General features: G+C 31.0%; 11 protein-coding genes. 10 read left to right on the forward strand and 1 reads right to left on the reverse strand.

Going from position 1 to position 12675, the window contains the following annotated elements; all coding sequences use genetic code 11:
• Positions 1–39: 39 nt before the first annotated feature.
• A complete protein-coding gene (locus tag INR60_RS11780) occupies positions 40–2091 on the reverse strand; it encodes a methyl-accepting chemotaxis protein (protein WP_194191734.1) in 2052 nt (683 codons plus the stop codon).
• A 194-nt stretch (positions 2092–2285) separates the two neighbouring features.
• Here INR60_RS11780 and INR60_RS11785 point away from each other — a divergent pair, with 194 nt between their 5' ends.
• The 10 genes from INR60_RS11785 to ilvD all read left to right on the forward strand — a co-directional run bounded on the left by INR60_RS11785 (position 2286) and on the right by ilvD (position 12671).
• The gene (locus INR60_RS11785) at positions 2286–3119 is read left to right on the forward strand and encodes an AIM24 family protein (protein WP_194191735.1); all 834 of its coding nucleotides are present in this window, start codon (positions 2286–2288) and stop codon (positions 3117–3119) included.
• 85 nt (positions 3120–3204) lie between these two features.
• Entirely contained in the window at positions 3205–3510 is a 306-nt protein-coding gene (locus tag INR60_RS11790; protein WP_194191736.1) for a YerC/YecD family TrpR-related protein, read from the forward strand.
• Positions 3511–3600: 90 nt separating this feature from the next.
• A complete protein-coding gene (gene glmM / locus INR60_RS11795; RefSeq protein ID WP_194191737.1) occupies positions 3601–4947 on the forward strand; it encodes a phosphoglucosamine mutase in 1347 nt (448 codons plus the stop codon).
• Positions 4948–5079: 132 nt separating this feature from the next.
• A complete protein-coding gene (locus INR60_RS11800; protein WP_194191738.1) occupies positions 5080–5406 on the forward strand; it encodes a hypothetical protein in 327 nt (108 codons plus the stop codon).
• 574 nt (positions 5407–5980) lie between these two features.
• Entirely contained in the window at positions 5981–6475 is a 495-nt protein-coding gene (gene ilvN / locus INR60_RS11805; protein WP_194191739.1) for an acetolactate synthase small subunit, read from the forward strand.
• A 41-nt stretch (positions 6476–6516) separates the two neighbouring features.
• Positions 6517–8109: a citramalate synthase gene (gene cimA, locus INR60_RS11810; RefSeq protein WP_194191740.1), complete on the forward strand. Its 1593-nt coding sequence runs from the start codon at positions 6517–6519 to the stop codon at positions 8107–8109.
• 19 nt (positions 8110–8128) lie between these two features.
• Complete coding sequence (leuC, locus tag INR60_RS11815) at positions 8129–9391, forward strand: 3-isopropylmalate dehydratase large subunit (RefSeq protein WP_194191741.1); 1263 nt, start codon at positions 8129–8131, stop codon at positions 9389–9391.
• 18 nt (positions 9392–9409) lie between these two features.
• Positions 9410–9895, forward strand: coding sequence for a 3-isopropylmalate dehydratase small subunit (leuD, locus tag INR60_RS11820; protein ID WP_194191742.1), 486 nt, complete (start codon positions 9410–9412; stop codon positions 9893–9895).
• A 20-nt stretch (positions 9896–9915) separates the two neighbouring features.
• On the forward strand, positions 9916–11007 hold the full coding sequence (leuB, locus tag INR60_RS11825) for a 3-isopropylmalate dehydrogenase (protein ID WP_194191743.1): 1092 nt from the start codon (positions 9916–9918) through the stop codon (positions 11005–11007).
• 5 nt (positions 11008–11012) lie between these two features.
• Positions 11013–12671, forward strand: coding sequence for a dihydroxy-acid dehydratase (gene ilvD, locus INR60_RS11830; protein WP_194191744.1), 1659 nt, complete (start codon positions 11013–11015; stop codon positions 12669–12671).
• The last annotated feature ends 4 nt before the right edge of the window (positions 12672–12675 follow it).

The raw sequence follows: 12675 nt of genomic DNA on the forward strand, positions 1-12675 counted from the left end.
GCTTATGTACTATTTAGTACATAAGCCTTTTTTTATAAATTAATCTAATGTGAACTTTAAAACTTTATCTCTAACATCTTCAGCTGTATATAATAATTCTTGAGCACTATTATTTATAGTATCAAATGTTGAGCTTTGTTCGTTAGCTGAAGCATTAACTTCTTCAGTGATTGCAGCTATTTGCTGAGAAACACTAGCAACTTCTGAAATGTTTTTAAGAACCTCATCTTTTTTATTATTTACTGTAGATATTTCGTTTGATATATTTTGAGTTATATTTACCATCTCTTTTAATGATGATTGCATTTCAGTAAATGATGATTCCATAAGTGTGAAATACTCATTTTCATTTATATTAAGTTTTTCAGTAGTATTTAAAGTGTTTTTAGTATTTTTAACTAAACTATCAATTTTTGAAATTATCTTACCTATATTTAAAGTAGCAACTTGAGTGTCGCTTGATAATTTTCTAATTTCTTCTGAAACTACAGCAAAGCCTTTTCCAGCTTCTCCAGCTCTTGCAGCCTCTATTGCAGCATTTAAAGAAAGTAAATTAGTTTGTTCTGCTATTTGGTTTATAACTTCTAAGAAGTTTCCTATATTATTAACCCCTAAAATAAGGTCATCTATTGTTTTCTTTAATTCAATAAAGCTTTTTGAAGATTCTTCTTTTGAATCTAATAAGTTATCAAGGTTTGAATTGTTATTTGCAAGTGCATTAACTACATCATCACTACGGTCAACCATAATGTGATTATGGTTATCAAGAGTTATCATAGCTTCTTCTAATTCTTTAGTTTTAGATTCGCAATCATTAGCTTGGTTTGCTGAATCACAAATTCTTTCAGATATATCGTTAATAGCTAAGACTATTTCGCTATTAGTTGCACTAAGTTCTTCATTAACAGCAGACAGGTTACTTGATTGTTCGTTTACTGTGTTTATAGAACCTTGTATATTTAAAAGAGTTTTAGAAAGGTTTGAAACTGCAATATTTACTTCTTTAGCTAAATCTTCAATCTCATCTCCAGAATTAATATCACTTATTTTGAAGCTTAAATCTCCGTTTGCAAGCCTTTTAGTATAATCTTTAAGCTTTAATATTGGCTTTGTAAAGTTTTTAGATACAAATACTGTAGCTATTATAGCTAATATTAAAATAACAATAGTTGAAAGTAATGAACTATATAAAAGACTTCTTATTGGAGCCATTATATCAGTAACGTATCCAGTAGAACAAACTGTCCAGTTTAGTCCTGGAATTATAGTTTTAACGCCTATTTTATCTTCGCCGTTATAATTGTAATATATAGCTTCAGAATTTTCGCTTAATTTTTCTGATTTTTCAATATTTAAATTAAGAGGTTTACCTACAAGTTCTTTATTAACATTAAAAATAACATTAGATGTTGAATCTGTTAAAAATACATTATATCTATCGTGATTATAAGTTTTTAAAATATTTGCAAACTCATCAGCTGTTATATCTTTACCTATTATACCTACAAAGTTATGATTTTTATCATAAATACTTTTAGCAAGTACTATTATTGGTTTTGCACCAGCTTCATTTGAAATTAAAAGATTTGAAACTACGCTATCTTTACCATTTTTTAATTCTTTAAAGTAATCTCTAGTTGAAACATCGCAAAACTGCGCAGTAGGGTCACCAGTTGCTACAACTATTCCATCTTTATTTACTATATATTCATTGAAAATAGAATCAGATTCCATCTGTTTTTTAAAAGCATCAGTGATTTGTTTTTGAGAATCTTTAACTTTGCTATCATTATTTTTTATTTTATTTATATCTACTGTTGCAAAGTCAGAGAAGTTTGGATCGTATATAAATCTATCTAATTTAGCTAATTCATCTTGAACTGCATAGTGAATAGTATAAGATATTCCTTTAACATCAGAACTAAATGTTTTAAAAATTTGATCCTCTTGTGATTTTTTTGCAGTTAATAAGTTTATAGACGTGGAAGCTATTTGGCTAAGTATAAGCAAAATACCTATAGTTAAAAGTAATTTACCTGTAATTGATTTAAAAATCCGCTTGGTTTTTAGTGTTTTCTTAGAATTATTCATTTTAAATTCCCCTTTTGTTTATAATTTTTAAACTTTATTTAATTATATTATCGTTATAAAATAACTTTTATTAAGTAAAAAAAGGTAAAAAATAATAAGTAATATTATGGAAAATTGAATTTTAATGAGAATTATGGTTAGCCTTAAATGTATATAAGTAATATAATTAAAGTAAAAAAAGGTAGGGATGGATTTTGAGAACAAGTTTAAATATATCTAATTCACTTAACTTAATAGGAGAAATGACTAACGATTCAAGGTTTCAAGTTTTAGAATTTGATGAACTTAGAGGTGCAACGGATGTAGATACAGCCTTTGATTTAAATGTTTTAAATAGAGGTGGAGTTAGGCTAAAACAAGTTAGAGTTCTTTTAGAAGATAGCGCTGTTAGAATAGAAGCTGGGCTTTTAAGCTATATGAAAGGCGATATAGAAGTTTCTAATAAATCTGGCGGGGTTATAGGGATATCTAAAAAGTTTATTAAAAGCAAACTAACAGGAGAAGAAATGTTTAAGCCTAGATATCAGGGTCACGGTGAAATATATCTAGAACCTACATTTAATCACTATGCTCTAGTAGAACTTGAAGACGATGAAATAATAGTAGATGATAGACTATTTGTAGCCTGCGAAGATACTGTAGAAGTTAAAGTCACAAGCCAAAAGACTATATCATCAGCGCTTTTTGGAAATGAAGGATTCTTTCAAACTAAAATAAAAGGTGAGGGGATAGTAGTACTTCAAATTCCAGTTCCAGAAGAAGAAATATTTAAATGCAGAATAAATGAAGATGTATTAAAAGTAGATGGTAGTTTTGCAATTTTAAGAACAGGGGATATAGAGTTTACAGTAGAAAAGTCAGCCACATCTATCTTTGGAAGTGCAACTAGTAAAGAAGGGCTTTTAAATGTTTATAGAGGTACAGGAGAAGTTTGGCTTATTCCTACAAAAAGTGTTTACGATAAAATGAAAACAATGAGGATTAAAGAAGATATTTCAGATTTAGACTTAGATAATGATAAAAATTAATGCTTTTATACGATAAAGTTGTGAATTAATAAAGTAAAATGTATAATGAAAGCTAAGTAAGCATCATTTAGGAAGAGGGGATTTTATGGATTCAAGTAACTCAAAAATTAAAAGTGAAGAATTAGATTTATTATTTAAGGCTATCTTAGAATTAGAAAATATAGATGAGTGCTATAAATTTTTTGAAGACGTGGCAACTATAAATGAGATTAAAGCCCTAGCGCAAAGAATACATGTCGCTAAATTATTAAATGATAAAAAGACCTATACAGACATAGCAGATAAAACAGGGGCAAGTACTGCAACTATAAGTCGTGTTAATAGATGTCTAAATTATGGGAGTGAAGGGTACAAACTTATTTTAAAAAGATTAGAAAATGATGAAAAATAAGAATTTATAACATTGTCAAACAAATTGTGAAATTATATACTATATAGTAGAGGAAAATTACAATTAATCTAAAGAAAGAGGTAAATTTTTATGAGTAGAATGTTTGGAACTGATGGTGTAAGAGGAATCGCAAACACTGAACTTACAGCACAGACAGCATATAATCTTGGTAGAGCAGGAGCGCATGTTTTAACAGAAGGAACACACAAGCCTAAGATTTTAGTTGCTAAAGATACTAGAATATCAGGGGACATGTTAGAAGCAGCTTTAGTAGCTGGTATACTTTCAGTTGGAGCTGAAGCTATAGTTTTAGGAGTTATTCCAACACCAGCAGTAGCACATTTAACTAGAGAGTATGGAGCGGATGCAGGGATTATGATATCAGCATCTCACAATCCTGTAGAGTATAATGGTATAAAATTCTTTAATGGAAACGGATATAAATTATCAGACGATTTAGAAGATAAAATTCAAGCTACTATAGAAAATGGATTCGAAGGGGTATTAAGCCCTGTAGGAGTAAATTTAGGAAGAAATAGAGTTGAAATATCAGCTTTAGATGACTATATTGAGTTTGCAAAGAAAACTATAAATGGTAAGCTTGAAGGTTTAAAAGTTGCATTAGATTGTGCAAATGGAGCTGCATATAAAGCTGCAGTAAAAGCATTTAGAGAATTAGGTGCAGAAGTATACGTTATAAATGACAATCCAGATGGAACTAATATTAACGAAAAATGTGGATCAACTCACCCAGAAGAGTTAATGGATTACGTAGTTAAAAAAGGATGCGATATGGGATTTGCTTTTGACGGTGATGCGGATAGATGTTTAGCTGTTGATGAAAAAGGTAACCTTATAAACGGAGACTTTATCTTAACTTTATGTGCAAAATACTTAAAAGATAAAGGTGAACTTAAAGATGATACTTTAGTAGTTACAGTTATGAGTAACCTAGGATTAGATATTGCTTGTAAAAACTTAGGTATTAAAACTTTAAAAACTAAAGTTGGAGACAGATACGTTTTAGAAGAAATGGTTAAAAACGAATATGTTTTAGGTGGAGAGCAATCAGGACATATAATATTCTTAAATAACAACACAACAGGTGATGGACTAGTTACAGCACTTAACGTAGCAGCTGTATGCAAAGAATCAAAGAAAACATTAGGAGAACTTGCAAGCGTAATGAAAGAACTTCCACAAGTTTTAGTTAATGCTACAGTTCCAAATGAGATGAAAAACATCTACCTAACAGATGAAGAGATAAAGGCAGAGATAGAAAGAATGGAAAAACTTATGGATGGTAAAGGAAGAGTCTTAATAAGACCTTCAGGAACAGAACCATTAGTAAGAGTTATGCTAGAAGGTGAAGACCAAGAGGAAATCGATAGATTAGCTCATAACCTAGCAGATATGATATTAGCTAAATGTAAATAAGATATTTAAAAGCAGATATATTTTTATATCTGCTTTTTTTAATCCTTAAAAACAGCATTAAGCTAAGTAAATTATTACAAATAACTCTTTAAAATGGTATAATATTCCTAAAGGGTTTAGGAGGGGATTTTTATGTTTGCAACAGGTTATCCATCATTAATAATAATTAGAGTTAAAAATAACACTAAGGAAATTATCGACAATCTAGTTTTTTATTATGAAAACGGAAGTAAGAAAACAGAAATAAAAATAAAAAAAATCAAGCCGAATAAAGAAGTTCAAACTGGAATTTCAAGTATTTATGCAAATGGTAATGAGTTAAAGTTAAACTTTTACTCTAAAGATAGTTTAATCTATGAAAAAGTAGAGAGAGACGATAAAAAATTATTAGTAATAAATATAAATTCAGTAGATGAATTTAAAAATTTAGAATTTGAAGTAAAAGAAAAAGAGATGTGACTAGGATTTAAAAATCCTAGTTTTTTTATTTTCAGATTACTTTATAAGTAAATCTTAAAAAATATTTTAACCTTTATATAAAAATAAAAAAGACAAAAAATTAAAAAAGTATTCATATAAAAGACTTTTTATAAATAAACTATCAAAAATAAGAGGTTATTTTAAATATATTAATAATTGAATGTTTGCGAAGCTAAAACAAAAAGCTCAATATGTAAAAAATACCAATTTTTATTGACAGGGTAATAGTGGAGTAGTAAAATTTTACAAAAGACGAATTGAATATGTTTTAATATAAATGCAAAGAAGGAGACCTTTATAAGCAGTTTAAAGTTTTAGAGAGTCCGTGGTTGGTGAAAATGGATACTTTAAGTTTATAATTATCACTCCAGAGCAGAGGTCTGAAAAAAGAGTAGGATTTGTCCGGTGGCATCCGTTATATGCAAGGGTTTGTTAGAACCTAGTGATATTAGAATTAAGGCGGTAGTATATCCACTTCTTATGATTTTTATCATTAAGAGTGGTTTTTTTATACACAAAGAAGAAAATCAATATTTATAAAAGGGGGCTTTTTATGGATAAGCATGTGTTATCAGTATTAGTTGAAAACTCATCGGGGGTATTAAGTAGGGTTTCAGGACTATTTTCAAGAAGAGGATATAACATAGACAGCTTAACTGTAGGGAAAACTGAAAATCCTGAAATATCTAGGATGACTATAACTTTAAATGGGGACGATGATATTTTAGATCAATTTCAAAAACAGCTAAGTAAATTACAAGAAGTTATAAGGGTCTACGAACTCAAACAAGAGGAATCTATGTATAGGGAATTAGTTTTAATTAAAGTTCGGGCTGCTTCTGAAAATAGAGCAACTATAAACGAAATCGTAAAAATATTTAGAAGTAAGATTATAGACGTTTGTCCTGAAACTTTAACTATAGAATTAACTGGTGATGAAAACAAGATTTCAGCACTTATTAAGTTAGTTGAGGAATTTGGTATAGAGGAATTAGTAAGGACAGGTATTACGGCACTTGAGAGAGGAAATCACACAATTAATTCATAAATTATGGCAAATATTTATTAAAAAGGGGGTGGCTATAAATTATGGGGAAGGTTCAGATATTTGATTCTACACTAAGAGATGGGGCACAAGGGCAAGGAATATCTTTTTCAATGCAAGATAAGATAAAAATAGTAAAAGCTCTAGATAATATAGGTGTATCTTATATAGAAGCTGGAAATCCTGGTTCTAATCCTAAGGATATGGAATTTTTTAAGATGGTAAAAGAATTAAAATTAGAAAATTCTAAGCTTTGTGCCTTTGGTTCTACAAGAAGGCCGAATGTAAAGGCAGGGGAAGACTTAAATGTTATAAATCTTTTAAAAGCTCAAACTGATGTTGTAGTTATTTTTGGGAAGGCTTGGAGCTATCAAGTTGATAAAATTCTAAAAACTACTTTAGAAGAAAATCTAAGTATGATACGAGATACAGTAAGTTTTTTCAAAAGCAAAGATAAAGAAGTTATATTTGATGCGGAACATTTCTTTGATGGATATAAAGAAAATAGTGAGTATGCTATTAAAACAATTGAATCTGCAGAAGAAAGCGGTGCGACTACTATTGTTTTATGTGATACAAACGGTGGAACTTTACCAGAAGAAATAAAAAATATAACAAGTGAAGTTAGACAAATAGTTAAATCTAAAATAGGTGTTCATTGTCATGATGATATAGGAATGGCTGTTGCAAATTCTATAATGGGAGTTTTAGGAGGTGCAACTCAAATTCAAGGAACATTTATAGGGGTTGGAGAAAGATGCGGAAATGCTAATTTAAGTTCAATTATACCAACTCTTAAATATAAGCTAGGGTTAGATTCTATAGATGAATCTAAAATAAAAGATATAACTTCTACAGGAAGATATATAGCTGAGATATCTAATATAACTTTAAAAGAGGAGTTAGCTTATATAGGGACATCAGCATTTGCACATAAAGGCGGGATGCATATTGATGCAGTTTGCAAAGAACCTAAAGCTTACGAGCATATAAACCCTGAATTAATTGGAAATAATAGGAGATTTCTAATCTCAGAAGTTAGTGGAAAAAGTACAGTTTTAAAAGAGATTCAAAAGATATTCCCAAATTTAGATAAAAATAGTGAAGAGGTTGTAAAAATAACAGAAAAACTAAAAGAATTAGAATTTGAAGGATATCAATTCGAAGGGGCAGAAGGAACTGTAGAACTTGTTATGAGAAAGATGATAGGTAAATACAAACCTTTCTTTAAATTAAAAACTTTTAAAACTATTGATGAAAATATATTAGGTGATGATAAAGAATTCACATCATCTGCAATTATAAATGTTGTAGTCGATGGAAAAGAAGAGATAAGTGCAGCAGAAGGAGACGGACCTGTAAATGCTTTAGATAAAGCTTTAAGAAAGGCTTTAGAAGTATTTTATCCTATGTTAAATTCAGTAAAACTTGTAGATTATAAAGTTAGGGTATTAGACTCAGAAAGCACAACTAAAGCAAAGGTAAGAGTGTTAATAGAATCAACTGATGGAGTTGAAAATTGGAGCACAGTTGGGGTTTCAAAAGATGTAATACAAGCTAGTTGGATAGCTTTAGTAGATTCTATTGAATACAAACTTATAAAAGATATAGAAAGAAAAGTTAGAACGTATTTTTAAAAAGAGGGGGCTAAAAATCATGGGAATGACTATGACTCAAAAAATTCTTGCAAAGCATGCAGGACTTAAAGAAGTAAAGGCGGGGCAATTAATAGAGGCAGATTTAGATTTGGTTTTAGGAAATGATATAACAACACCTGTTGCTGTTAATGAATATAAAAAGTTTGGTTGTAAGGAAGTATTTAATAAAAGTAAAATAGCAATAGTTCCAGACCACTTCACGCCTAACAAAGATATAAAAGCAGCAGAGCAGTGTAAATATATTAGAGAATTTGCAAACGAAAAAGGAATTGAAAACTTTTTTGAAATAGGTGAAATGGGAATAGAGCATTGCTTAATCCCAGAAAAAGGACTAGCAGTAGCTGGAGATGTTGTAATTGGGGCAGACTCACATACTTGTACTTATGGAGCATTAGGTGCATTTTCAACGGGGATAGGCTCAACTGATATGGCAGCTGGTATGGCTACAGGGAAGTGTTGGTTTAAAGTTCCAAAAGCCTTAAAGTTTGTATTAAAAAATAAACCAGCAAAATGGGTATCTGGAAAAGATATCATACTTCATATAATAGGTGAAATTGGAGTAGATGGAGCTTTATATAAGTCTATGGAGTTTGTTGGCGATGGGTTAGATTATTTATCTATGGATGATAGGTTTACTATGGCTAATATGGCTATAGAAGCTGGAGCTAAAAACGGAATATTTAAAGTAGATGATAAGACTATAGAATATTTAAAAGAACATACAAAAAGAAATTGGACTGTATATGAAGCTGATAGTGATGCAGAGTATGATGAAGTTTATGAAATAGATCTAAGTAAATTAAAGCTTACTGTAGCTTTTCCACACTTACCAGATAACACAAAAACTATAGATAAAATTCCAGAAATAGAAATAGATCAAGTAGTTATAGGTTCTTGTACTAACGGTAGGATGTCAGACCTTAGAGTAGCTAGAGATATATTAAAAGATAAAAAAGTTAAAAAGGGAGTTAGGTGCATTGTTTTCCCTGGAACTCAAAAGATATATCTTCAAGCTATAAAAGAAGGAATAGTAGAAGACTTAGTTAAAGCTGGTGCTGTAGTTTCAACTCCAACTTGTGGTCCTTGTCTTGGAGGGCATATGGGAATCCTTGCAAAAGGTGAGCGTGCAGTATCGACTACAAATAGAAACTTTGTTGGAAGAATGGGACACGTAGAATCTGAAGTATACCTTGCAAGTCCAGCTGTTGCAGCTGCATCAGCTATAACAGGTAAGATAGAAAATCCGGAAAATGTGGTATAGGAAAGGGGAGATATAAAGATGTTAGCTAAAGGCAAAGTTTTTAAATATGGAGATAACGTAGATACAGATGTAATAATACCTGCAAGATATCTTAACACTTCAAGTCCAGAAGAACTTGCAAAACATTGTATGGAAGATATAGATTCTGATTTTGTAAATAAGGTTAATAAAGGGGATATAATAGTTGCAAATAAAAATTTTGGTTGTGGTTCAAGTAGAGAACATGCACCACTTGCAATAAAAGCTTCAGGGGTAAGCTGTGTTATTGCAAGCACTTTTGCAAGGATATTTTATAGAAATTCAATCAATATAGGTCTTCCAATATTAGAGTGTGAAGAGGCTGTGAAAAATATAGATCCTAGTGATGAACTTTCAATAGATTTTAATACTGGGGTAATTAAAAATCTTACTAAAAATGAAGAGTATAAAGGGGAAGCTTTTCCAGAGTTTATGCAAAAAATAATAAATAGCGAAGGACTTATAGGATATATAAAAAGAGAGTAGAGAAAAAGGGGGCTAGATAAATGAAATATAATATAGCGGTTATTCCCGGGGATGGAATAGGAAAAGAAATAGTTAAAGAAAGCATTAAAGTATTAAATGCAATTTCAGAAAAATTTGGGCACAGATTTGATTATAAATACCTTTTAGCTGGAGGGATTGCAATAGATAAAGAGGGAACTTCACTTCCTCTTGAAACTTTAAAAGAATGTAAAGAAAGTGATGCGGTATTACTAGGTGCTGTAGGTGGACCAAAGTGGGATGACCCTAATGCAAAGGTTAGACCAGAACAAGCTCTTTTAGGTTTAAGAGGTGAAATGAATTTATATTGCAATTTAAGACCGGCAGTATTATATGAACCTTTAAAAGAATCATCTCCTTTAAAAGAAGAAATAATAGGGGAAGGTCTTGATATCTTAGTTGTAAGAGAATTAACTGGCGGAATTTACTTTGGTAAAAGAGGAAAAAATGAAGTTTTTTATAATGATAAAAAAGTAAATAGCGCTTACGATTCTGAGGAATATAACGAAGAAGAAGTAAGAAGAATTGCTAAAATTGCCTTTGAATCAGCTATGAAAAGAAATAAAAAGGTAACTAGTGTTGATAAAGCTAATATATTAGAAAGTTCAAGGCTTTGGAGAAGGGTAGTTTCTGAAGTATCCAAAGATTATAAAGAAGTTACTTTAAATCATATGTATGTCGATAATGCGGCGATGCAATTAGTAAGAGATCCAAAACAATTTGATGTAATAGTAACAACTAATATGTTTGGAGATATTTTATCTGATGAAGCATCTATGATTACAGGCTCTATAGGAATGCTACCTTCAGCCTCGCTTGGAGAAGGAAGATTTGGTATGTATGAGCCGATTCACGGAAGTGCACCTGATATTGAAGGAATGGGAAAAGCTAATCCTTTAGCGACTATACTTTCAGTTGGAATGATGCTTAGATATAGCTTCGATCTAGAAGAAGAAGCAAACTCTATAGAAAAAGCAGTTATAAAAGTATTAGAAAAGGGATATAGAACATCCGATATTATGAGTCTTGGAAAAGAACAAGTAGGGACAGAAGAGATGGCGAGTTTAGTTATAAAAGAAATAGAAGGGATGTAATATTTATGAGAAGTGACAGAGTAAAAAAGGGAGCATCTAAAGCTCCTCATAGATCTTTATTTAAAGCTATAGGTTTAACAGATGAAGAAATAGATAGGCCTTTAATTGGTATAGTTACATCCCAAAATGATATAATTCCAGGTCATATACATTTAAATAATATAGTAGAGGGAGTTAAATCAGGAGTTTTATCAAACGGTGGAACACCTTTAGTATTTCCAACTATCGGTGTTTGTGACGGAATAGCTATGGGGCACATAGGAATGAAATACTCTTTAGCAACTAGAGAACTTATAGCTGATTCTATAGAATGTGTAGCAAATGCACATGGGTTTGATGCTTTAGTGTTTGTTCCTAACTGTGACAAGATAGTTCCAGGAATGATTATGGCAGCATTAAGACTTAATATACCCTCAGTAGTTGTAAGCGGGGGGCCTATGCTTTCAGGAAGACATAAAAATAAAAATATTTCGCTTTCTACTATGTTTGAAGCTGTTGGTGCTTTTGAAGCGGGGAAGATAGAGAAAGCAGAACTTCTTGATATGGAAAATAAAGCATGCCCGACTTGTGGCTCTTGTTCTGGAATGTTTACTGCAAATTCTATGAATTGTTTAACGGAAGCATTAGGGCTTTCTCTTCCAGGAAACGGAACAATACCAGCGGTTTATTCAGAGAGAATAAGACTTTCAAAAGAAGCTGGAAAGGCTGTTATGGAAGTATTAAAAAAAGATATAAAACCTAGAGATATAGTAAATGAAAAATCTATAAGAAATGCATTAACCGTAGATATGGCACTTGGATGTTCTACAAACTCAGTACTTCATTTAACGGCTATAGCAAACGAAGCTAAGGTAGAAATGAATTTAGATATTATAAACGAAGTTTCAAATAATACTCCAAACCTTTGTAGACTTGCGCCAGCTTCAGACACTCACATAGAAGATTTATATTTAGCTGGTGGAATAACTTCTGTTATGAATGAATTATCAAAAAAAGATTTATTAGATTTAGATTGTTTAACAGTTACTTGTAAAACTCAAGGTGAAAATATAAAAAATGCTACAGTAAAAGATTATAGTGTAGTTAAAAATATAGAAAATCCTTATAGCAAAACAGGTGGTATTAGAGTATTAAGAGGAAATATAGCATTAGATGGTGCGGTAGTTAAAAAGTCAGCAGTTTCAGATGAAATGCTAAAGCATAGCGGACCTTCTAAGGTGTTTAATTCAGAAGAGGAAGCTATAGAAGCTATATTATCTGGAAAAATAGTTAAAGGCGATGTAGTAGTTATAAGATATGAAGGTCCAAAGGGTGGGCCGGGAATGAGAGAAATGCTTTCACCTACAGCTGCAATATCAGGAATGGGGCTTTCAGGTAGCGTTGCACTTATAACAGACGGAAGGTTTAGTGGCGCAACTAGAGGGGCAGCTATAGGGCATGTTTCTCCAGAAGCTGCAGAAGGTGGAAATATAGCATTGATAGAAGACGGAGATATTATTTCTATAGATATATTAAATGGAAAATTAAACTTAGAAATTTCAGAGGAAACTTTAAAAGAGAGAAGAGAAAATCTAGTGCTTTTAGAACCTAAAATTAAAGAAGGATATCTTTATAGATATGCAAAATTAGTTAGTTCTGCAAGTTCTGGGGCTGTATATAAGTAATAGT

It is taken from the genome of Clostridium chrysemydis (assembly GCF_015234215.1).
Classification (GTDB): domain Bacteria; phylum Bacillota; class Clostridia; order Clostridiales; family Clostridiaceae; genus Clostridium; species Clostridium chrysemydis.

Excerpts from the sequence above, each read along its gene's own strand:
- INR60_RS11780 (WP_194191734.1), bottom strand. The coding sequence starts at position 2,091 with ATGAATAATTCTAAGAAAACACTAAAAACCAAGCGGATTTTTAAATCA.
- INR60_RS11790 (WP_194191736.1), top strand. The coding sequence starts at position 3,205 with ATGGATTCAAGTAACTCAAAAATTAAAAGTGAAGAATTAGATTTATTA.
- glmM (WP_194191737.1), top strand. The coding sequence starts at position 3,601 with ATGAGTAGAATGTTTGGAACTGATGGTGTAAGAGGAATCGCAAACACT.
- INR60_RS11800 (WP_194191738.1), top strand. The coding sequence starts at position 5,080 with ATGTTTGCAACAGGTTATCCATCATTAATAATAATTAGAGTTAAAAAT.
- ilvN (WP_194191739.1), top strand. The coding sequence starts at position 5,981 with ATGGATAAGCATGTGTTATCAGTATTAGTTGAAAACTCATCGGGGGTA.
- cimA (WP_194191740.1), top strand. The coding sequence starts at position 6,517 with ATGGGGAAGGTTCAGATATTTGATTCTACACTAAGAGATGGGGCACAA.
- leuC (WP_194191741.1), top strand. The coding sequence starts at position 8,129 with ATGGGAATGACTATGACTCAAAAAATTCTTGCAAAGCATGCAGGACTT.
- leuD (WP_194191742.1), top strand. The coding sequence starts at position 9,410 with ATGTTAGCTAAAGGCAAAGTTTTTAAATATGGAGATAACGTAGATACA.
- leuB (WP_194191743.1), top strand. The coding sequence starts at position 9,916 with ATGAAATATAATATAGCGGTTATTCCCGGGGATGGAATAGGAAAAGAA.
- ilvD (WP_194191744.1), top strand. The coding sequence starts at position 11,013 with ATGAGAAGTGACAGAGTAAAAAAGGGAGCATCTAAAGCTCCTCATAGA.